We start from the raw sequence: 20,694 nt of genomic DNA, 5'->3' as shown, positions 1-20,694 counted from the left end.
ACAGCTTTTTCTAGGCCACCTTTTCAACCGCCATCGTTTCCGTTGCCATGCGTGTCGACCTGTTCGATTTCGAGCTGCCCCCCGAGCGGATTGCGCTGCGTCCGGTCTCGCCGCGCGACGCGGCGCGGATGCTGGTCGTGCGCCCCGGCGACGCGCCCGAACTGACCGACGCACACGTCTTCGACCTGCCGGCGCTGCTCCGGCCCGGCGACGCGCTGGTGGTGAACGACACCCGCGTCGTCCCCGCCCGCCTCGACGGCATCCGCCGCCGGGCCGCCTCGCAGGGCGAAGGCGTGCGGGTCGAAGCCATGCTCCACAAGCGCGTCGCCCCCGATGCCTGGCTGGCGCTGGCGCGCCCCGGCAAGCGGCTCGCGCCGGGCGACCGCATCGCCTTCGGCGGGGAGGGCAATACCTGCCTCCTCGGCTCGCTCGACGCCACCGTGGAAGAGAAGGGGGAGGGCGGCGAGGTCACGCTGCGCTTCGATCTTTCGGGCGCGGCTCTGGACGAGGCCGTCGCCGCCGTCGGGCATATCCCGCTGCCGCCCTACATCGCGGCCAAGCGGCCGGACGACGAACAGGACCGCAGCGACTACCAGACGATGTTCGCCGCTTATGAAGGCTCAGTGGCCGCACCCACGGCCGGCCTGCACTTCACGCCGGATCTGATCCACCGGCTGGAGGAGCGGGGCGTCGAGACCCATCGCGTCACCCTGCATGTCGGCGCCGGCACCTTCCTGCCAGTCAAGGCGGACGACACCACCGACCATCGCATGCATGCGGAATGGGGCGAGGTCTCCGCCGCGACGGCCGAGGCGCTCAACACCGTGAAGGCGCGCGGCGGGCGCGTCGTCACCGTCGGCACCACGGCGACCCGCCTCATCGAGAGCGCCGCTTCGGACGATGGCCGGCTCGCCGCCTGGCGTGGCGAGACCGACATCTTCATTACGCCCGGCTACCGCTTCCGCTTCATCGACGGCATGCTCACCAACTTCCACCTGCCGCGCTCGACGCTGGTGATGCTGGTGGCGGCCTTCATCGGCCATGAGAGCCAGAAGCGCGCCTACGCCCACGCGATCGCGAACGGCTACCGCTTCTATTCCTATGGCGATGCCTGCCTTTTGCTGCCAAAAGCGCGCGCATGATCGAACAGACCGAATTCCAGTACCGCCTGAAGGCTACCGACGGCGCCGCACGTCTCGGCGAGGTCCTCACCCCGCGCGGCGTCATCCGCACGCCGGCCTTCATGCCGGTCGGCACCGCCGGCACGGTGAAGGGGATGTATCCAAGCCAAGTGCGCGAGCTCGGCGCCGACATCCTGCTCGGCAACACCTATCACCTGATGCTGCGCCCCGGCGCAGAGCGCGTGGCGAAGCTCGGCGGCCTCCATGAACTCATGCGCTGGCCGCACCCGATCCTCACCGATTCCGGCGGCTTCCAGGTCATGTCGCTGGCCGCGCTGCGCAAGATGAGCGAGAACGGCGTCACCTTCCGCTCGCACATCGACGGTTCCTATTACGAGCTCACGCCCGAGCGTTCGGTCGAGATCCAGGGCCTGCTCGGCTCCGACATCCAGATGCAGCTCGACGAATGCGTGCGCCTGCCGGCGAGCCGGGAGGAGATCGCCCGCGCGCTGCGCCTGTCGCTGCGCTGGGCGGAGCGCTCCAAGAAGGCGTTCGAAAGCCAGCCGAAGGGGCGGGCGCTGTTCGGCATCGTGCAGGGCGGCGACGATCCGGCACTGCGCGAGGAATCCGCGCGCGGCCTCGTCGACATCGACTTCCCCGGCTATTCCATCGGCGGCCTCGCGGTTGGGGAGCCGCAAGACGTGATGCTGAGGATGCTGGAGGTGGTGAACCCGATCCTGCCGGCCGACAAGCCGCGCTACCTGATGGGTGTCGGCACGCCGGACGATATCATCGAGAGCGTGGCGCGCGGCGTCGACATGTTCGACTGCGTGATGCCGACCCGCGCCGGCCGGCACGCCCAGGCCTTCACCCGCTTCGGCAAGATCAACCTGAAGAACGCCCGCCATGCCGAGGATTCCCGGCCGCTGGACGAGGAAAGCGACTGCCCGGCGGCGCGCGACTACAGCCGCGCCTATCTCCACCACCTCATCCGCTCGGACGAGATGCTGGGATCGATGCTGCTGACCTGGGTGAACCTCGCCTACTACCAGAGCCTGACGGCCGGCATCCGTGCCGCCATCGCCGAAGGCCGGTTCGAGGACTTCAAGGCGGGAGTGAAGGAAGGCTGGGCGCGCGGCGACATACCGGCGCTCTGAACGCCGCTCGGCCCTCAGAAATCGTCCCCGGAAGCGTCATGGCCGGGCTTGGCCCGGCCATCCACGACTTCCCTCGGTCAAGACGTGGATACCCGGCACAAGGCCGGGCATGACGTCGTCCGGCCGGATCAGCCGTGCAGCTTGGCGGTGATGGTCGCGACGTGCTTGCCCTGATAGCGGGCGCCGTCGAGCTCGGCCTTGGAGGGCTGGCGGCTGCCGTCGCCGTCCGTGATGGTGGACGCACCATAGGGCGAGCCGCCCTTGATCTCGTCGACGCCCATCTGGCCCTGGAAGGCATAGGGCAGACCGACGACGACCATACCGTGATGCAGCAGGGTCGGGACGAAGCCGAGGATGGTCGATTCCTGCCCGCCATGCTGGGTCGCCGAAGAGGTGAACACCGAGCCGACCTTGCCGACCAGCGCGCCCGTGAACCACAGGCCGCCCGTCTGGTCGATGAAGCTGCGCAGCTGCGAGGTCACGGTGCCGAAGCGCGTGCCGGAACCGAAGACGATCGCGTCGTAATCCTTGAGCTCGTCGACCGTGGCGATCGGGGCCTTCTGGTCGAGCTTGAAGCCCGCCTTCTGAGCCACTTCCAGCGGCACCGTCTCCGGTACGCGCTTGACCGTCACCTCGGCACCGGCTTCGCGCGCGCCTTCGGCGACTGCTTCCGCCATGGCTTCGATATGCCCATAGGACGAGTAGTAGAGAACGAGAACTTTGGCCATCGGATCGACTCCTGCATCGGTTCGCCGGGCCGCTCCGTGGGCCCTGCCTGAATTCGTGGCGCAAAGCTAGTCCGCCCCCGGCGGCACCGGAAGCGGTATGATCGACAGGACGGTCTTGCATCCATGCAATGCGAAAGTCCTTGGCCCTCCATTCGCGCATCCACCGAAAGCGGCAGCATGAAAGGGCAGGGCGTCTTGCCATCGCCGGACGAAACCCTTAATGCCCCTCCCGTGGGAGCCCGTAGCTCAGCCGGTAGAGCACGTGACTTTTAATCATGGGGTCCTGGGTTCGAGTCCCAGCGGGCTCACCACCGTCAGACTTCCGAGCGGGATCGACTAGGTATCTGGCCTTAATTGCGGCCACCGCCGATCCCGGTACAGTTTGCGCCCGCGGGGTGATGGTATCCCCGTCTCCGGCCATTCCGGCCAAGGGCGCAGGCGCAATGAGTGCAACGGTACGTTCGGTTACCTACGATCTTCTGCGGAAACTCGAACTGACGACCTTCTTCGGCAATCCGGGCTCGACCGAGGAAACCTTCCTCAAGGACTTCCCGGCGGATTTCACCTATCACCTCGCGCTGCAGGAAGCCTCCGCCATTGCCATTGCCGACGGCTATGCGCAGGCGACCGGCAAGCCGGCCATCGTGAACGTCCACACCGCCGCCGGCCTCGGCAATGCGATGGGCAATCTGATCACCGCCAGCCTCAACAAGACCCCGCTCATCGTCACCGCCGGCCAGCAGACGCGCGAAATGCTGCTGATGGAGCCCTGGCTCACCAACGTCGACTCCACCCAGCTTCCACGCCCGTGGGTGAAGTGGGCCTATGAGCCCGCGCGTGCGGAGGACGTACCCGCCGCCTTCATGCGCGCCTACGCCACCGCGGTGCAGGCGCCGGCGGGTCCGGTATTCCTGTCGCTGCCGCTCGACGACTGGGACAAACCGCTCGACGGCCCGGCCGTGGTGCGCACGGTGAGCCGTCGCATCGCTCCCGATCTCGGCCGGCTGGAGGAATTCGCCGACCTGCTCTCGCGCGCGGCCAATCCCGCGCTCATCTTCGGTGCCGCCATCGATCGCGGGCACGGCTGGTCCGCCGCCGTCGCGCTGGCGGAGAAGCTCGACGCGACCGTTTGGGCGGCACCGGCGAGCGAGCGGGCACCGTTCCCGGAAGACCATCCGCTCTATGTCGGCGGCCTTCCCTTCGCCATCGGCCCGCTTTCCGAGCGGCTGAAGGGCCATGACGTCGCCATTGTGATCGGTGCGCCGGTGTTCCGCTATTACCCCTATGTCGCCGGCGAGTATCTGCCCGCCGGGCTGCGGCTGCTGCATATCAGCGACGATCCGGCCGAGACGGCCCGCGCGCCGGTGGGCGACAGTCTGGTCGGCGACGCCGTGCTGGCGACGCGGGCGCTGGTCGACCTGGTGAAAGCCCGGGCCTCCAGCGGCGCGAGCCGCCCGAAGCTCTCGCACCGCATGGCGCCGCACCCGGCCGCCGAGCCGAAGGCCTCCACAGGTCCCGTGCCGACCGCCGCCGAGGTGTTCGCCGCGCTCGCCGAAGTGCGGCCGTCGCATGCCGTGCTGGTCGAGGAGTCACCGTCCAACCTCGCCGACCTGCACCGCCACTGGCCGATCACCGAGCCGGCGACCTTCTTCACCTTCGCCAGCGGCGGCCTCGGCTGGAACCTGCCGGCCTCGGTGGGCATCGCCCTCGGCGAGCGCGACACCGGCCGCAGGCGGCCGGTGATCATGGTCATCGGCGACGGCTCGTTCCAGTACTCGGTGCAGTCGCTGTGGACCGCCGCCCGCGAGAAGCTGCCGATCGTCTTCATCGTGTTGCGCAACGGCGAGTACGGCATCCTCAAATCCTTCGCGGTGCTCGAGGACACCCCCGGCGTGCCCGGCCTCGACATTCCCGGCATCGATATCGTCGCCCTGGCGAAGGGCTATGGCTGCACGGCCGAGCGCATCACCGACCTCGCGGCGCTCAAGGCCAAGGTGGCCGCGGCGTTCGGCGGCGACGGCCCGCATCTCTTCGAGGTGCCGATCGATCCGTCGATCCCGCCGCTGATCTGATCGCCAGCTTGCGCGCGTCGACGGAAGCTTTTCCGCCGGCGCGCGGAAAAGTGACGCGATGACGTAGCGGCACCGCCGTTTCCTCTTCCGTGGTTACAGCGTACCAAAGCGGGCGCCTTTGCCGACCGATGGAGACCTCCATGCCCTCGACCACTGCCCGCGTGCCGACCGCCAATGCCAGCCGCTATCTCCAGCAGCTCTGCAAGCACTGGGCGCACAAGCTGGAGGTTTCTTTCACGCCGGAGCATGGCGAGGTGAAGCTGCCGGACGGCGCGCTCGCCACCATGGACGCCGCGCCCGAGGCGCTCGACGTGCGCATCGAGGCCGGCGACGCCGAGGTTCTGGAGCGGATGAAGGACGTGGTGGCACGCCATCTCGACCGCTTCGCCTTCCGCGAGGCGCCGCTGCCCTTCGACTGGCGCGACGCCGCCTGAGCCGCCGTTCACCCGCTCTTGCGGATGCGGAAGGCGATCACGGCGCCGTCCCGGTCCTGCGCCTCCAGCGCGTGACCGGCCTGCTGCACGAGATGGGGAATGTCGATCACCGCCATCGGGTCGGTGCACTCGACGAGGATCACCGTTCCCGGCGCCGCACGCTCCAGCGCCCGCCGCGTGTGCAGCGCCGGCAGGGGGCATTTCAGCCCCTTCAGGTCGAGCCGCAGCGCGGCGGTTTCGCGGTCCATCGCACAACTCCCGCGCCCGAGTAGGACGGCCGCCCGCCGCCGGCAAGCGGAAAGCGTGATCGGGCGATGGCGCCCGCCCGCTTGACGCCACGGCACCGAAGCCCGAGTTCAGGGAAACAGCGAGGGGAGGCGTGCATGCGGCTGATCGGCTTTGCGGGATGGAGCGGGGCGGGCAAGACCACGCTGCTGGCACGGCTCATTCCGGTACTGGTCGCGCGTGGCCATCGCGTCTCGACCATCAAGCACGCGCATCACGAATTCGACGTCGACAAGCCCGGCAAGGATTCCCACACCCACCGCGTCGTCGGCGCTTCCGAGGTGCTGGTCTCCTCGGCCAATCGCTGGGCGCTGATGCACGAGCTGCGCGGCGCGCCGGAGCCGGACCTGCCGGAGCTGGTGAGCCATCTGGCGCCGGTCGATCTGGTGCTGGTCGAGGGCTTCAAGCGCGACCATCACCCCAAGATCGAGATTCACCGCGCGGAGGTCGGCAAGCCCTTCATCCACCCGCAGGACCCGTTCGTCGTCGCCATCGCCTCCGACACGCCGCTGCCGGGCCTGCCGCTGCCGGTGCTCGCGCTCGACGACGTGGAGGCCATCGCCGATTTCGTCGACCAGCACGCCGCGCCGATCGACGGCATCGCGTGGCGGCCCGACGCCGGTCAGAGCGCCGGATAGGCAGCGACCAGGCGCTCCGCCTCGGCGAGGTCGTCGGGCGTATTGACGTTGAAGAACGGATCGAACGGATCGGCCGGCCAGTCGATCGCGGCGGCGCCCAGCCGCTCGGTCCAGCGGTCCATGCGGCGCTCGCCGTCCTCGACCAGCCGCCGGCGTAGTTCGCCCCGCGCCTCGACCGGCCACAGCCCGACCACCGGATGCGCCCGTCCGCCCGAGCGCGCATAGGCCGCCCCGGTCTCCACAGCCGCCGACAGAAGGCGCCGGGCGAGATCCGAGGGCAGGAAGGGGCAGTCCGCCGGCACGGTCAGCAGGAAGCGCTCCTCCGGCCGGTGCCGCGCCACATGGTCGAGCCCGGCGAGAATGCCGGCCAGCGGCCCCGGCGCATCGGGCAGGGTGTCCGGCACCACCGGCAGGTCGAGCCCGAAGCGCGCGGCCGGACCGTTGGCGTTCAGCAGCAGCGCGCCAACCTGCGGGCGCAACCGTCGCGCGATCCGCGCGAGGATCGTCTCGCCGCCAAGCACGCGCAGAGCCTTGTCGCCTCCGCCCATGCGGCGCGACAGGCCACCGGCCAGGATGAGGCCGGTCGGAACATCGGCGGCCATTACGTCACCGGCCGGGTCAGGAGATAGGCGGAGACCGCGACGAAGATCGCCCCGATGATCGCCAGCACCGGCACGGAGAGGCCGATGACGACCAACAGCCCGAAGCTGCCCGCCATGCTGCCGGTCGCCACGAGCTGCGCCCAGCGCGGCACCACGCCGTTCTCGCGCCACGCCACCACGGAGGGGCCGAGCCGCGGATGGGTCAGCAGCCAGTTCTCGAAGCGTGGCGAGGAGCGGGCGAACAGCCAGGCGGCAAGAATGAGGAACACCGTCCCGGGCATCACAGGCGTCACGATGCCGATCACGCCGAGAGCCACGCACACCCAGGCGAGCACGAACAGGATCCAGCGTCCGGGTGCCGCAAGGGAATAAAGTTTCGGCCGCCGCTCCATCATCGGGGTTCGCATAGCCGCACCATCAAGTCATTCGATCCTACTCATACAATATTCATCCCGCGCTTAGGAGTTTCACCGCCACGTCGCGTTCAAAAATATGTAAGAGCAGGCGCAGCGCGGCGCCACGCGGGCCAACGAGATCAGAATCGTTCTTAACTGTTGCTGTCGCCTCGGCCCGCGCGCGCTCGAGAAGATCGCCATGTATCTCCAGCCGTGCGAGGCGGAAGCCCGGGAAGCCGCTCTGCCGAGTGCCGAGCACGTCGCCTTCTCCGCGCAGCTTCAGGTCCTGCTCGGCGAGGAAGAAGCCATCCTCGGAGGAGCGCAGCGCCTCCAGCCGCTGCCTAGCGACCTCGCCCAGCGGGCGGCGGTAGACCAGCAGGCAGGTCGAGGCGATGTCGCCGCGCCCCACGCGCCCGCGCAACTGATGGAGCTGGGCGAGACCGAAGCGCTCGGCGTGCTCGATGACGATGATGCTCGCCTCCGGCACGTCCACCCCGACCTCGACGACCGTCGTCGCCACGAGGAGCTGCGTCTGCCCCACGGCGAAGGCGGCCATGGCGGCGTCCTTCTCGGCCCCCTTCATCTTGCCGTGCACGAGGCCGACGCGCGCGCCGAAATGGGCCTGCAGGTCGGCGAAGCGGGCCTCGGCCGCCGCGAGATCGGAGTTTTCCGATTCCTCCACCAGCGGACAGATCCAGTAGGCTCGCCGCCCCTCGGCGAGCGCTCGGCCGAGGCGGGCGATCACCTCGTCGAGCCGGTCAGAGGGGATGGCGCGGGTGTCGATCGGCTGGCGGCCGGCCGGCTTCTCGCGCAGCTCGCTCGAATCCATGTCGCCGAAATAGGTCAGCACCAGCGTGCGGGGAATGGGCGTCGCGGTCATCACCAGCACGTCGACCGCCTCGCCCTTGGAGGCCAGGGCGAGCCGCTGATGCACGCCGAAGCGGTGCTGCTCGTCGACGACGGCGAGCGCGAGGTCGCGGAAGCTCACCCCCTCCTGGAACAGCGCGTGGGTGCCGATAACGAGGTCGATCTCGCCGCTCGCCAACGCGGCCAGAAGCTGCTCGCGGGCGCGCCCCTTCTCGCGTCCGGTCAGCAGCGCCACCCGCAGCCCTGCCTGCCGCGCCAGCGGTTCGATGGTCTTCAGGTGCTGGCGGGCGAGGATTTCGGTCGGCGCCATCAGCGCCGCCTGTCGCCCGGCCTCGATGACGGTCGCCGCCGCCAGCAGCGCCACCACGGTCTTGCCCGAGCCGACATCGCCCTGCAGCAGCCTCAGCATTCGGTCGGAAGAAGCGAGGTCGGCGCGGATGGCCTTGAGCGCCTCCACCTGCGAGCCGGTGAGCGAGAAGGGCAGGGCCGCCTCGATCCGCCGCGCCAGCGCGCCGTCGCCGATGCTCGGGCGTCCGGCCTGCTTCACCGTGCGCGCCCGCAGCAGGGCGAGCGCGAGCTGGCCGGCCAGCAATTCGTCATAGGCGAGCCGCCGCCACGCCGGGCCGGCGGGGTTCGCGTCAAGCGTGTCGTGCGGCTGGTGCACGGTACGCAGCGCGGCATGGAAGCCGATTACCGGCGCCTCCGCCTGCCATTCCGGCAGCTCGGCGGTCTGCGCCAGTGCGGCCTCGACCGCGCGCCGCACATGGCCATGGCCGAGCCCTTCCACCAGCGGGTAGATCGGCTCGATGGGTGGCAGCTTGGCGAGTCCGGCGGCGTCCACCACGCGGTCGGGATGCACCATCTGCGGGATGCCGTCATAGAGCGTCACCGTGCCGGACACCCAGCGCGTCTCCCCCACCGGCAGCAGGCGCTCCATCCAGCTCCGCTCGGCCTTGAAGAAGGCCAACACGAGGTCGCCGGTCTCGTCATGCGCGTAGACGCGATAGGGCGCCCGCGAGCCGCGCGGCGTGGGTACGTGCCGGTCGACATGGATTTCCACCGTCACCACCGTGTCCGGCACCACCTGCGACAGGGTGGGACGCGCCCGCCGGTCGATGGTGGAGGAGGGCAGGTGCATCAGCAGGTCGAGCACCCGCGCGCCTTCCTCATGCCCCAGCAGCCGGTTGAAAGGCCGGGCGAGCTTGGGGCCGATGCCGGGCAGGCCGGTGATGGACGCGAAATAGGGATTGAGGATGTCGGGCCGCATGGTGCGGGGAAGGTGGACGAAGGCGCGCCCGTGCGCAACGTAGCGGGCCGCTCGTCATGGCCGGGCTTGACCCGGCCATCCACGACTTCCGTTCAGCCCGGCGTGCGCGGCAAGTCGTGGATCCCCAGGCCAAGCCCCGGGGATGACGGCATTGCCGTTCCGGCTTTGCGCTCCGCCTGCAGCGCCGATCCGGGCCCGAGCAAAGGTTCTTCAGCCTCGCCCCACATACCCATCGCGTGACATCGCCCAATGCCTACCTGACATCGGCCGCGTGCCGCGCTAAACACTCGGCCTTCCACGGCCTTGAGCCTTTGGGGCACAGAACCCACATGACCGGAACCACCCGTTCGAGCGCCGGGCTCGATGCCCGCCGCCGCCGCATCCTCTACCGCGCCTGGCATCGCGGCACCCGTGAGATGGACCTTCTGATGGGCCGCTTCGCGGATGCCTATCTCGCCGCGCTGAGCGAAGAGGAAGTGGCCGATTTCGAGCTGCTCATCGAGGTTGAGGATCCCGACCTGTTCGGCTGGATCAACAGCGGCGAGCCTGCCCCGGAATTCGACACACCCATTTTTCACCGCTTCCGGCAGTTCCATCTGTCGGGTGAGGGCGTTCCCGAAATATGAAGACTCCGCATTCCGCCATCATCTCGCGCCTTTCTGCCGGCCGGACTCTGACGCTCGCCAACGTGCCCGCCGGCATGGAAGGGCTGGTGGTGGCCGATCTCGCGCGCGCCATCGCCGCGCAGGAGAACGCCCCCTGGCCGACGCTGATGGTCGTCTGTCGCGATACCGAACGCATGGCGGAACTCGAACGCGCGCTCGGCTTCTTCGCGCCCGGCGTCGAGGTTCTGCCTTTCCCGGCGTGGGATTGCCTGCCCTATGACCGCGCCTCGCCGAACGCGTCGATCATCGCCCGGCGCATGACGACGCTGGCCCGCCTCGCGCGGGTGAAAGGACGCGAAGCGGGCACCATCGTGCTCACCACGGTGAACGCGGCGCTCCAGCGCGTGCCCCGGCGCGATCTGGTGGCCACGCAGTCCTTCTCGGCCGCCCCTGGCAACGCGCTGTCGCTCGACGAGGTGGTCGGCTGGGCCGAGATCAATGGCTTCCAGCGCACCTCCACCGTGCGCGACACCGGCGAATACGCGGTGCGCGGCGGCATCGTCGACCTGTTCCCGCCAGGACTTCCGGCCCCCGTGCGGCTCGACTTCTTCGGCGACACGCTGGAGTCCATCCGCTCCTTCGATCCCGAGACCCAGCGCACGGCCATGCAGATGCGCGCGCTCGATCTCGTGCCGATGAGCGAATTGCAGCTCACCACCGAGTCGATGCGCCGTTTCCGTATGGCCTATGTCGCCGCCTTCGGCGCGGCCCAGCGCGGCGACCTGCTCTACGAGGCGGTCAGCGAGGGACGTCGCTATCCCGGCATGGAGCACTGGCTGCCGCTGTTCCATGATGGGCTGGATACGCTGTTCGACTACGCGCCGGACGCGCCCATCGTCATGGAGGCGCAGGGGGATGAGGCGGCCGCCTCGCGCCTCGACCAGATCGCCGACTATTACGATGCCCGCAAGCACGGCATGGAGCACGCCTCCGGCGGCGCCCCGTACAAGCCGCTCCCGCCCGACGCGCTCTATCTCACCGCCGAGGAGTGGCAGGGCCGGCGTCAGAAGGCGGCGAATGTCGCCGTCTCCGGCTTCGCCCTGCCGGAATCGAAGGACGTCATCGACCTCGACGGCCGCCCCGCGCGCTCCTTCGCGCCGGAACGCGCGGACCCGGAGGTGAACCTCTTCGAGATCGCCGCCGACTATCTGCGCGATCTCGCCACGAAGAAGCGCACCATCCTCGCCGCGTGGTCGGACGGCTCGCGCGACCGCCTCGCGACGGTCCTCGCCGATCACGGCTTGAAGGGCACCCAGACCATCGGCTCACGCGACGCCGCTGACACCCTGCCGAAGGGCGCCATCGGCCTCGCCGTTCTGGGCATCGAGGGCGGCTTCGAGACCGACACGCTCGCCGTCATCGGCGAGCAGGATATTCTCGGCGACCGTCTGGTGCGGCCCAAGCGCAAGGCGCGGCGCCCGCAGGACGTCATCGCCGAGCTGACCTCGCTCACCGCCGGCGATCTCGTGGTGCATGTCGATCACGGCATTGGCCGCTTCATCGGCCTGAAGACCATCGAGGCGATGGGCGCGCCGCACGACTGCCTCGAGATCCACTACGCGGAAGGCTCCAAGCTTTTCCTGCCGGTGGAGAATCTCGAGCTGCTCTCGCGCTACGGCTCGGAGGATACCGAGGCGCAGCTCGACCGGCTGGGCGGCGGCGGGTGGCAGGCGCGCAAGGCGCGGATGAAGAGCCGCATCCGCGAGATGGCGGCCGAGCTCATCAAGGTCGCCGCGCAGCGCCAGCTCCAGGAGGCGCCGCGCCTCGTCCCGGCCGCCGGGCTCTACGACGAGTTCCGTGCCCGCTTCCCCTATGAGGAGACCGAGGACCAGGAAGCCGCCATCGAGGCGGTGTTCGACGATCTCGGCTCCGGCCACCCCATGGACCGCCTCGTCTGCGGCGATGTCGGCTTCGGCAAGACCGAGGTCGCGCTGCGCGCCGCCTTCGCGGTGGCGCTCAGCGGCAAGCAGGTGGCGGTGGTGGTGCCCACGACGCTGCTCGCCCGCCAGCATTTCAAAACCTTCTCCGAGCGCTTCAAGGGCCTGCCCATCGTGGTGCGGCAGGCCTCCCGGCTGGTGACGGGCAAGGAGCTGTCGGAGACCAAGAAGGGCCTCGCCGACGGCACGGTCGACATCGTCGTCGGCACCCACGCCCTGCTCGGCAAGACCATCTCCTTCAAGGATCTCGGCCTCGTCATCATCGACGAGGAGCAGCATTTCGGCGTCTCCCACAAGGAGCGGCTGAAGCAGCTGCGCGCCGAGGTCCATGTGCTCACGCTCACCGCGACGCCGATCCCGCGCACCCTTCAGCTCGCCATGACCGGCGTGCGCGAGCTCTCCATCATCGCCTCGCCGCCGGTGGACCGCCTCGCGGTACGCAGCTTCGTCACCCCCTTCGACCCGCTGATCGTGCGCGAGGCGCTGCTGCGCGAGCGCTACCGCGGCGGCCAAAGCTTCTACGTCTGCCCGCGCATCGAGGACCTCGCCGAGGTCAAGGACTTCCTCGACCGGCAGGTTCCGGAGGTGCGGGTCGCCGTCGCGCACGGCCAGATGGCGGCGACGCAGCTCGAAGAGATCATGTCCGCCTTCTATGACGGCCAGTTCGACGTGCTGCTCTCCACCACCATCGTGGAATCCGGCCTCGACATTCCGACCGCCAACACGCTGATCGTGCACCGCGCCGACATGTTCGGCCTCGCCCAGCTCTACCAGCTGCGCGGGCGCGTCGGCCGCTCGAAGACGCGCGCCTACGCCATCTTCACCCTGCCGGCGGAAAAGCAGGTGACGGCCCAGGCCGACCGCCGGCTCAAGGTGCTGCAGTCGCTCGACACGCTGGGCGCCGGTTTCCAGCTCGCCAGCCACGACCTCGACATTCGCGGCGCCGGCAACCTGCTCGGCGACGAGCAGTCCGGCCACATCAAGGAAGTCGGCTACGAACTCTACCAGGAGATGCTGGAGGAGGCGATCGCCAACCTCAAGGCCGGCATCACCGCGCCGGTCGCCGACAAGTGGTCGCCCACCATCTCCATCGGCACGCCTGTGCTGATCCCGGAGGAGTATGTCGCGGACCTGCATGTCCGCCTCAGCCTCTACCGCCGGCTGGCCGATCTGGAGACGGACGCGGAGATCGAGTCGGTCGGCGCCGAGCTGGTCGACCGCTTCGGCCCGCTCCCCGAGGAGGTCGAGCAGCTTCTCAAGCTGGTGTCGATCAAGGCGCTCTGCCGCCGCGCCAATGTGGAGAAGGTCGATGCCGGCCCGCGCGGCATGGTGCTCACCTTCCGCGACGGGCTGTTCCCGAACCCGGCCGGCTTCATCGCCTATGTCGGCAAGCCTCACGTCGTCGCGAAGATGCGCCCGGACGGAAAGGTCGTGTTCTCGGAGGACTGGCCGAGCCCGAATGCACGGCTCAAGGGCAGTGCGGCCATTCTCAAGGAGCTGGCGAAGATCGCCGAGCAGGGCGCCAAGGCGGCGTGAGCCGCCCGGCGCCCGGTATCGTCACTCGATCGGGCTGCCATAGGCGCCGTCGCTGTCCGGCAGGATGTCGGCATCGACGTCCGAGCCCGGACCGGCGTCGTTCATGTAGTCGCCGCCAGCCTGGTTCATGTAGTCCTGGCTCTTGTCGGTGCCGGGATCGTTCGGCATCGGGCCGGGATCGAGGTAGTTCGGGTTGTTGATCGGCGGAATGGTGATCTCGAGGCCACCACCGTTCCCCGGCTGGGCCCTCGGATGCACCGTGATCGATTCCTGCGCGGCCGCAGGCAGGGCGCCCGCGATCACGAGAGCGACGGCGGAAATGACGGCGTAACGCATGGTCCGGCTCCAGGACGCGATTTTCGGCGACATCGACAGGGTGGCGCGCAGCAGGTCCACCGGACCGGCGCGTCACGTTCTTCCCTAAGGACCGCGTTCCGGCCGCGCTGTCCAGCCCTTCATGTGCCCGACGGCGAGGTTTCCGCCGGCCGTGGTAGCGCTCTCCTTAACGGCGTTCGCGGCGCGGCGGGATCAGCCCGCCCCCTGCCACCAGCTCTCGGCCAGCGTTCCGGAAAGCGCCACCCGCGCCGGCCGCTCCACCTTGCGCCAGCGCGCCACCCATTGGCCTGGCGTGTAGAAAAGCGGCACGGAGAAGCGCGCGGAGATCAGGACCCGGTCGAGCGCCCGCACGGCGGAGACGAAATCCGTCCGTTCGCGCGCGGCGAGCAGCGCTTCGATCATCGCGTCGGCGGCGGGGCTCTTCAGGCCCATGAAATTGCGCGTGCCCGGCGTGTCGGCGGCGGCCGAGCCGAAATAGAAGGACTGCTCGTTGCCCGGCGAGAGCGACTGGTCCCAGATATAGGGCACCATGTCGTAGTCGTAGGTCTGCTTGCGGGCCTCGAACTGCACGTTGTCGACCAGCCTTATGTTCAGCTTCACGCCGGCTCGACGCAGCATGTTCTGGTAGGCGAGGGCGAGCCGCTCCTGGTCCTTCGTCCCCACCACGAGCTCCGGCGCGAAGGGCCTGCCCGTGGCGCGCGAGGTGAGGGTGCCGCCCTTCAGGTCCCAGCCGGCGGCGGCGAACAGTTCCAGTGCCCGGCGCAGCCGCTCGCGGTCGCGGCCCGAGCCGTCGGAGCGGGGCGCATGCCAGGTACCCTCCATCACCTCCGGCAGCACCGCATCGGGGAAGCGCGTCAGCAATTCGCGCTCGCGCGCATCGGCCGGGCGGCCGAGCGAGGACAGTTCGGAGCCGTCATAGAAGCTGCCGTTGCGGCGGTAGAGGCCGAAATAGAGATTCTCGTTGGCCCATTCGAAGTCGAACAGCTCGACCATGGCCTGCCGCACCCGCACGTCGGTGAAGATGTCGCGACGCATGTTGAAGATCAGCGCCGAATAGGGCTTCGGCATGCCGGTCTCGATCTCCTCGCGGACGATCCGCCCGTCGCGCACGGCGGGAATGTCGTAGCCGGTCTTCCAGCGGCCCGGGTCGGTCTCGAAGCGTATGTCGTAGAGCCCGCGCTTGAAGGCCTCGAACTGGGCGTTCACGTCGCGATAGAAGTCGTAGCGCAGGCTGTCGAAATTGAAGTTCCCGCGATTGACCGGCAACTCCCGGCCCCAATAGTCCGGAACGCGCGCCAGGATGACGGTTTCGCCGGGCTTGACCTCGACCGCCTTGTACGGGCCGCTCCCGAGCGGCGGGGTGAAGCTGGTCTGCTCGAAGCGCTCGGGATCGACCGCATGGCGGGCCAGCACCGGCATGAGCGCGAGGATCAGCGGCAGCTCACGGTCGACCACCCCGAAGGTGAAGCGAATGGCGCGCGGCCCCGTCACCTCGGCTTTCGCGACCTTGCCGTAATAGGAGCGGTGATTCGGCCGCCCCTTTGCCCGCAGCAGCTCGAAGGAGAAAAGCACGTCATCCGCCGTCACCGGCGCACCATCCGAGAAGCGGGCGCGGGGATCGAGCTCGAAGGCGACATAGCTGCGGGCGTCGTCCGTCTCGACGCTGCGCGCCAGCAGACCGTAGCAGGTGAACGCCTCGTCGGGGCTGCGGGCCATGAGGCTTTCGACGATGTTCCAGCGCACGAAGGGCGGGGCCGTGCCGCGCACGATGAAGGGGTTCAGGCTGTCGAAGGTGCCGACCGCACCCTGCGTCAGCCGTCCGCCCTTCGGTGCGTCGGGATTGACGCTCTTGTAGTGCGTGAATCCATCGGGATAGAGGGGCTCGCCATGCATCGCGATGCCGTGGCGGGCCGCGGCGCCTTCCGCGCGGGCGAATGACAGTGGAGAGTAGCCGAATGCCGCCCCGCACCCGGCGATTAATACGTTGCGCCCGAAGGCGCGCCGGGTGATATCGATCACGCCTCGGCTCCCTGGTCACAGATTCGGCTCGCGGCCATGGCAGAGTTCTAGCATGAACAGGACACCGAAATTCCCGAGGGTCACTGTGTCGCCTCATTTGGACGGGAGACAGCCCCTCGATCCCGATACGGCGCCGAGGCGTCTGCCGCCTTCGCTCACGTTGCGGTTCGCACGACAGGAACTCGATATGATCATACGCTCCACTTTCGCGCGCAGCCTTGCGGGTGCTGCCCTTGCGCTCGCCGTCGCCGGCTCCGCCGCGGTTGCGCAGCAGCAGCCGAAGCCGGCCAAGCCGGCGGCCAACGCCCAGCAGGCGCCGGCCAATGGTCAGCAGGCCGCCGCTCCGCAGCAGATCCCCGCCATCCCGATCCCGTGGGTGAAGCGCTGCCGCCAGGAGCCGTCGATCAACAAGGAAGTCTGCGAGATGGAGCAGTCCATCATCACGGACACCGGGCAGTTCCTCGTGCGCTTCGGCATCTTCGAGGTGAAGGACGATCCGAAGAAGGCCTTCACCGTCGCGTTCCCCACCGGCCTCCTGCTCCGCAACGGCTTCCGCATCGCGCTCGCCAACGAGCAGCCGATGCTCGGCACCTTCGTCATGTGCGACGAGCGCGTGTGCCGCGGTGACATCCAGGTCGATCAGGGCTTCGTGGACCGCATGAAGAAGGCCCCCGGCCTGACGCTTCAGGTCGCGAACGCCGTCGGCCGCCTGATCTCCTATCCGATCGGCCTCGGCGACTTCGCCAAGGTCTATGATGGCCCGCAGACCGACCAGAAGGTCTTCGAGGAGCAGCTCAAGAAGATCCAGGAGCAGGTCAAGACCCGCCAGGAAGCGCTCAAGGCCGAGGCCGAGCAGCGCGAGCAGCAGACCAAGGCCGGCCTCGAAAAGCTCGGTGCCGAGAAGCTGAAGAACGCGCAGCCCGCCCAGTAAGGCCGCGTCAGCTCTCCGAAACGAAAACGCCCGGCCATGTGCCGGGCGTTCTTGTATGTGCGGGGTTGTTTACCGGCCGGATAGCTCGGCAGCGCCGGAGCGCCGTCACCTTATTGCAGCCGCTCGCTGCGCACGCGCCAGCCGCCGTCGCCGTCCGCCGCCAGCATTTCCTCGACCTGCGGATGGCGCACCGGCTCGCCCGAGGTATCGGGTTCGAGATTCTGCTCGGAAACATAGGCGACGTATTCGGTCTCCGCGTTCTCGGCGAGCAGGTGGTAGAAGGGCTGGTCCTTGGTCGGGCGGATCTGCTCGGGGATCGATTCCCACCACTCATCGGTGTTCGAGAATTCGGGATCGACGTCGAAAACCACGCCTCGGAACGGGTAGAGACGATGACGGACAACCTGTCCGATGCGGTATTTTGCGTTCCGCTCTTTCATCATGAACCCGCTGACCTTCCTCACGGCGAGCCCTACGGGTGCGCCTGCTTCGTGTCAACCGGAGGCTGATGCAACGACCGTGCCCGTGCCGAAGGCACAGTGCTGCGAAAGTCGCGCTCCGGGAAGCTTCGTTAGCGGTTGACCACCCTCGGGCGAGCCGGTAGCCAGCCGGCATGGCCGAAGTCCTGGCGCTGGCGCTTCCCTTCTTTGGTGTGATCTTCCTGGGGCTGGGGTGCGGCCGGCTGGCGCGCATCCCCGAGAGCGGGCTCGCCTGGCTCAGCTTCTTCATCGTCTATGTGGCGCTGCCGGCTCTGTTCTTCTCGCTGGTGGCGCGCACGCCCTTCCACGAGCTGACGAACGGCACCTTCATCGCCGCGACGACCCTCACGACGGCCGCCTGCTTCGCGCTGTCGCTGCTGGTCGGCCTGTGGCTGCGGCGGGGCAATCTGCCGGAAGCCACGATCGCCGCCATCCTCGGTTCCTACTCGAACGTCGGCTATATGGGGCCGGGCCTGACGCTCGGCGCGCTGGGCGCCGCGGCTTCCGTGCCGACCGCGCTGATCTTCGTCTTCGACAGCCTGTTCTTCTTCACCATCGTGCCCGTGCTGATGGCGGTGAGCGGGCGGGACAGGCACAGCCTCGGCGCCACGCTGCTGCTGGTGGTGCGGCGGGTGGTGACGCACCCCTTCAACGTCGCCACCTTCCTCGGCGTCGCCGCCGCCTTCTTCGAGTTCCACCCGCCGGCGGCCGTCGAGAAGACGCTCGAATTCCTGCGCAACGCCGCCGCGCCCTGCGCGCTGTTCACTCTCGGCGTCTCCGTCGCCCTGCGGCCGATGGAGCGCATGCAGGGCGAGGTGCCGTGGCTCCTCGCCATCAAGCTCGTCGTCCATCCCGCGCTGGTCTGGCTGGTGCTGACGAGCGTCGGCGGCTTCGAGCCGGTCTGGATCGCCACCGCCGTGCTGATGGCCAGCCTGCCGCCGGCCCTCAACGCCTTCATCATGGCGAAGCAGTACGAGACCTACGTCGCCGGCGCCTCGGGCGGGGTGCTGATCGGCACGGTCGTCTCCGTCGCCACGGTCACGGCGATGCTCTACGCCGTGCAGCACGACATGCTGCCCTACGGCCTCAACTGACGGTCACAGCCGCATTCCCGCCAGCAGGCGCGGCACGTCGCGCGTCGGCCCCACGCCTTCGCGCATGACCACCCGGCGCAGCCCGGAGGATTGTCCGAGCAGCCAGAGGCCGAGCCCGCGCAGCCCGGCGACCGGCAGCAGGTCGGAGAGCAGCGAGCGGTTGAAAAGGTCCACCGCGAAGCCGCGGCTCGCCACGTCCGCCCGGCGGCGGCGCTCATAGGCGTCGGTCACCGACGCACCGCCGATATCCTCGCCGGCGCGGACGGCGTCGCTCGCCAGCTCCGCCAGCGTGGCCGCGTCGCGGATGCCGAGATTGAGCCCCTGCGCGCCGATCGGCGGGATGATGTGCGCGGCTTCCCCGATCAGCGCGATCCGCCCGCGCGCAAAGCGCTCGGCGGTCCGCTGGCTCAGCGGGAAATGCCCGCGCGGCGAGACGAGGCCCATCCGCCCGAGGATCGAATGCGCCTTGCGCTCCATGACGCGCGCGAACGCCTCCGGCTCCAGCGCCGCGAGTTCCTCCGCTTCCACCGCCGACACCACGCAGACCACGCTCGACCGCTCGCCGGGCAGCGGCACGAGCGTGAAGGGGCCGGTCTTCGTGTGGAATTCCGTGGAGACGTCGCCATGGGGCCGGCTGTGCGCCAGCGTCGCCGTCACGGCCACCTGAGGATACTCGCGCACCCGCATCCCGATCCCCGCCGCCCGCCGGCTGGGCGAGTTGCGCCCGTCCGCCGCCGCGACCAGCGCGACATCGATCGACGCGCCGTCGTCGAGCTCCACGCGCGCCCGCTCCGGTCCCTCGACGACCTGCCGGACGCTGGCGGCGATGCGTTGGATGCGGGATTCGCCCGCCACCGCCTCGTCGAGCGCCGCGAGCAGCGTTTCGTTCTCGAGGTTCCATGCGAAGCCGTCGAGCTCCAGTTCGCTGGCGCGGAACTCGACCTCCGGCGCGCGCAGAAGTCGGCCCGTATCGTCGATCAGCCGCATGATGCGCAGCGGCGAGGCATTGGGGCGGAGCGCATCCCACAGGCCGAGCGTCTGCAGGGCGCGCACCGAGCCGTCCATGAGCGCCGTCGTGCGCGGGTCCGGCGCGCGGGAAGGGGCGACCAGCTTGACGGCGAGGCCGCCGGAGGCCAGAGCCAGCGCCGCGACGAGGCCGCTGGCGCCGCCGCCGATCACGGCGACCGTCTGTTCCGCTTGCGGGCGAGATGTCATATGGGCCTCCATCCGCAGTCGCCGGGACTATAAGCCGGCCCGCGAGTGTGGGATAAGCAGCCCCGCGTGGTCTGGCAATGCGGATCAATGCGGGCACATGCTATATGCGTAACGTGGAAGAAGCAGGCGGCAACGGTATGGAGCCGGCAGTCGGGGGAGAAGATCCGGTGGCGATCACGTCCAAGTCGCTCAGCGAGCGCCCGGCCGGCCGACGCACGCTGGCCTTCGCCGTCCACATCTTCACCGCCTCGGGCGCCGTCTGCGGCCTCATGGCGCTCATGGCGGCCGTGGAAGGGCGCTGGGCGATCATGTTCGCCTGGCTGGGCGCCGCTCTCTTCGTCGACGGCATCGACGGCACCATGGCCCGGCGCGCCCGCGTCGGCGAAGTATTGCCGCGCTGGTCGGGCGAGACGCTCGATCAGGTCGTCGACTACCTGACCTATTGCCTCGTGCCGGCCTTCGCCGTGGCGAGCGCCGGGCTCATGCCGTTCTGGATGGGCGTGCTCGCCAGCGTCGCCATTCTGGTGACCAGCGCGCTCTATTTCGCCGACACCTCGATGAAGACCGAAGACCTGTATTTCCAGGGCTTCCCGGCGGTGTGGAACCTCGTGGTGTTCTACTTCTTCCTGCTGCCGCTCAATCCGTGGGTCATCGCCGGCGTTGTCGCGGTGCTGTCGGTCGGCACCTTCCTGCCGATCAAGTTCGTGCATCCGTTCCGGGTCGTGCGCCTGCGCCTGCTGACCATCGCGCTGCTGGCCGTCTGGGCGGTGCTGGCCATCATCGCCGTCGTGGACGACATGCGGCCGGACCTCTGGGTCACCGTCGGCCTGTGCGCCTGCGCGGTCTACTTCACCCTGTTCGGCCTGATTCCGTCGCGCCGCCGCGCGGATGGGCCGCACGACTGACGACGGCATTG

Annotated in this window: 19 protein-coding genes and 1 tRNA gene; 11 read left to right on the top strand and 9 right to left on the bottom strand. The window is 68.9% G+C overall.

The genetic code is table 11. From position 1 onward, the window contains the following. Positions 1-47: 47 nt before the first annotated feature. Positions 48-1,142, top strand: coding sequence for a tRNA preQ1(34) S-adenosylmethionine ribosyltransferase-isomerase QueA (queA, locus tag FO470_RS13805; RefSeq protein ID WP_144343542.1), 1,095 nt, complete (start codon positions 48-50; stop codon positions 1,140-1,142). After that, on the top strand, positions 1,139-2,278 hold the full coding sequence (gene tgt, locus FO470_RS13800; RefSeq protein WP_144343541.1) for a tRNA guanosine(34) transglycosylase Tgt: 1,140 nt from the start codon (positions 1,139-1,141) through the stop codon (positions 2,276-2,278). The genes queA and tgt overlap by 4 nt, the downstream gene beginning before the upstream one ends. 128 nt (positions 2,279-2,406) lie before the next feature. Here the strand turns inward: tgt and wrbA are convergent, their stop codons facing one another. Continuing rightward, positions 2,407-3,006: an NAD(P)H:quinone oxidoreductase gene (gene wrbA / locus FO470_RS13795; RefSeq protein WP_144343540.1), complete on the bottom strand. Its 600-nt coding sequence runs from the start codon at positions 3,004-3,006 to the stop codon at positions 2,407-2,409. 235 nt (positions 3,007-3,241) lie between these two features. On the opposite strand from wrbA, the gene FO470_RS13790 reads away from it, so the two are divergent. From FO470_RS13790 to FO470_RS13780, 3 genes are all read left to right on the top strand, one after another. Then, positions 3,242-3,317 (top strand) — tRNA-Lys (locus FO470_RS13790). Between the two features lie 132 nt (positions 3,318-3,449). Next, positions 3,450-5,078 carry a benzoylformate decarboxylase gene (gene mdlC, locus FO470_RS13785; RefSeq protein ID WP_144343539.1) on the top strand — a complete coding sequence of 543 codons (1,629 nt, stop codon included), beginning with the start codon at positions 3,450-3,452 and terminating at the stop codon, positions 5,076-5,078. A gap of 140 nt (positions 5,079-5,218) precedes the next feature. Continuing rightward, positions 5,219-5,512 carry a DUF2218 domain-containing protein gene (locus FO470_RS13780; protein WP_144343538.1) on the top strand — a complete coding sequence of 98 codons (294 nt, stop codon included), beginning with the start codon at positions 5,219-5,221 and terminating at the stop codon, positions 5,510-5,512. An 8-nt stretch (positions 5,513-5,520) separates the two neighbouring features. Here the strand turns inward: FO470_RS13780 and FO470_RS13775 are convergent, their stop codons facing one another. After that, positions 5,521-5,760: a sulfurtransferase TusA family protein gene (locus FO470_RS13775; protein ID WP_144343537.1), complete on the bottom strand. Its 240-nt coding sequence runs from the start codon at positions 5,758-5,760 to the stop codon at positions 5,521-5,523. Between the two features lie 135 nt (positions 5,761-5,895). Between FO470_RS13775 and mobB the strand changes: the two genes are divergently transcribed. Then, entirely contained in the window at positions 5,896-6,435 is a 540-nt protein-coding gene (gene mobB, locus FO470_RS13770; protein ID WP_144343536.1) for a molybdopterin-guanine dinucleotide biosynthesis protein B, read from the top strand. On the opposite strand, the gene mobA is transcribed toward mobB, so the two are convergent. From mobA to recG, 3 genes are read right to left on the bottom strand one after another with little or no spacing between them, the layout of a single operon-like run. Then, positions 6,420-7,037 carry a molybdenum cofactor guanylyltransferase MobA gene (gene mobA / locus FO470_RS13765; RefSeq protein WP_144343535.1) on the bottom strand — a complete coding sequence of 206 codons (618 nt, stop codon included), beginning with the start codon at positions 7,035-7,037 and terminating at the stop codon, positions 6,420-6,422. The two genes, mobB and mobA, sit on opposite strands and share 16 nt — an antisense overlap. Beyond that, positions 7,037-7,444 carry a YbaN family protein gene (locus FO470_RS13760; RefSeq protein WP_246659589.1) on the bottom strand — a complete coding sequence of 136 codons (408 nt, stop codon included), beginning with the start codon at positions 7,442-7,444 and terminating at the stop codon, positions 7,037-7,039. Before FO470_RS13760 ends, mobA begins: the two co-directional genes overlap by 1 nt. Positions 7,445-7,484: 40 nt before the next feature. Continuing rightward, entirely contained in the window at positions 7,485-9,566 is a 2,082-nt protein-coding gene (gene recG / locus FO470_RS13755; RefSeq protein ID WP_144343534.1) for an ATP-dependent DNA helicase RecG, read from the bottom strand. A gap of 329 nt (positions 9,567-9,895) precedes the next feature. Between recG and FO470_RS13750 the strand changes: the two genes are divergently transcribed. Then, complete coding sequence (locus FO470_RS13750) at positions 9,896-10,192, top strand: FAD assembly factor SdhE (protein WP_144343533.1); 297 nt, start codon at positions 9,896-9,898, stop codon at positions 10,190-10,192. Further along, on the top strand, positions 10,189-13,704 hold the full coding sequence (mfd, locus tag FO470_RS13745; RefSeq protein WP_144343532.1) for a transcription-repair coupling factor: 3,516 nt from the start codon (positions 10,189-10,191) through the stop codon (positions 13,702-13,704). The genes FO470_RS13750 and mfd overlap by 4 nt, the downstream gene beginning before the upstream one ends. Positions 13,705-13,725: 21 nt before the next feature. Here the strand turns inward: mfd and FO470_RS13740 are convergent, their stop codons facing one another. Both FO470_RS13740 and FO470_RS13735 read right to left on the bottom strand, forming a co-directional pair. Next, entirely contained in the window at positions 13,726-14,040 is a 315-nt protein-coding gene (locus tag FO470_RS13740; RefSeq protein ID WP_144343531.1) for a hypothetical protein, read from the bottom strand. A gap of 192 nt (positions 14,041-14,232) precedes the next feature. Continuing rightward, positions 14,233-15,933, bottom strand: a complete 1,701-nt coding sequence (locus FO470_RS13735) for an extracellular solute-binding protein (RefSeq protein WP_144343719.1) — start codon at positions 15,931-15,933, stop codon at positions 14,233-14,235. Between the two features lie 313 nt (positions 15,934-16,246). Here FO470_RS13735 and FO470_RS13730 point away from each other — a divergent pair, with 313 nt between their 5' ends. Then, positions 16,247-16,990: an invasion associated locus B family protein gene (locus FO470_RS13730; RefSeq protein ID WP_144343530.1), complete on the top strand. Its 744-nt coding sequence runs from the start codon at positions 16,247-16,249 to the stop codon at positions 16,988-16,990. A 110-nt stretch (positions 16,991-17,100) separates the two neighbouring features. On the opposite strand, the gene hspQ is transcribed toward FO470_RS13730, so the two are convergent. Next, positions 17,101-17,433 (bottom strand): heat shock protein HspQ, encoded by a 333-nt coding sequence (gene hspQ / locus FO470_RS13725; RefSeq protein ID WP_144343529.1) that lies wholly within the window; start codon positions 17,431-17,433, stop codon positions 17,101-17,103. A gap of 170 nt (positions 17,434-17,603) precedes the next feature. On the opposite strand from hspQ, the gene FO470_RS13720 reads away from it, so the two are divergent. Then, positions 17,604-18,563: an AEC family transporter gene (locus FO470_RS13720; protein WP_144343528.1), complete on the top strand. Its 960-nt coding sequence runs from the start codon at positions 17,604-17,606 to the stop codon at positions 18,561-18,563. 3 nt (positions 18,564-18,566) lie between these two features. Here FO470_RS13720 and FO470_RS13715 read toward each other — a convergent pair whose 3' ends face one another. After that, positions 18,567-19,778 carry a UbiH/UbiF family hydroxylase gene (locus FO470_RS13715; RefSeq protein ID WP_144343527.1) on the bottom strand — a complete coding sequence of 404 codons (1,212 nt, stop codon included), beginning with the start codon at positions 19,776-19,778 and terminating at the stop codon, positions 18,567-18,569. 167 nt (positions 19,779-19,945) lie between these two features. Here FO470_RS13715 and FO470_RS13710 point away from each other — a divergent pair, with 167 nt between their 5' ends. After that, entirely contained in the window at positions 19,946-20,683 is a 738-nt protein-coding gene (locus FO470_RS13710) for a CDP-alcohol phosphatidyltransferase family protein (protein ID WP_244616628.1), read from the top strand. The last annotated feature ends 11 nt before the right edge of the window (positions 20,684-20,694 follow it).

Source organism: Ancylobacter moscoviensis (genome assembly GCF_007559435.1).
GTDB classification, from domain to species: Bacteria; Pseudomonadota; Alphaproteobacteria; order Rhizobiales; family Xanthobacteraceae; genus Ancylobacter; species Ancylobacter moscoviensis.
The sequence above is the reverse complement of the archived record's forward strand: the minus strand, read 5'-3'. Positions and strand labels throughout refer to the sequence as shown.